This window comes from Campylobacter sp. RM9334, assembly GCF_020138145.1.
In the GTDB taxonomy this organism is placed as follows: domain Bacteria; phylum Campylobacterota; class Campylobacteria; order Campylobacterales; family Campylobacteraceae; genus Campylobacter_E.
Genome location: NZ_JACGAX010000070.1, coordinates 1 through 282 on the forward strand (window position 1 = coordinate 1; position 282 = coordinate 282).

Annotated in this window: 1 protein-coding gene; it reads right to left on the bottom strand. The window is 31.2% G+C overall.

Annotated features, from left to right (window positions below; genetic code table 11):
* Positions 1 to 282 (bottom strand): molybdopterin-dependent oxidoreductase (locus tag AVBRAN9334_RS10160; RefSeq protein ID WP_336607750.1); only part of this gene is annotated, 282 nt, incomplete at both ends.

A 282-nucleotide genomic window follows, 5' to 3' on the forward strand; every position in this document is an offset into this window, starting at 1 on the left:
TGCTTTAGTTATATCATTTCTTTCTATTTCAGTAGTAGACGGTAGAACTAAATCAGCATGTCTTGCACTAGCAGTCCAAAAACAATCTTGAACTATAAAACTATCAACCTTAGCAAATGCTTTTAATTGTCTATTTCTATCTTGATGATGGTGCATTGGATTACCACCAGCCCAATAGATACATTTTATATTAGGAAATACTTTTTTCTTTCCATTAAAATCATATTCTTTGCCAGGATTTTCAAGCATATCTACTATTCTTGAAACAGGAATTACTTCGTT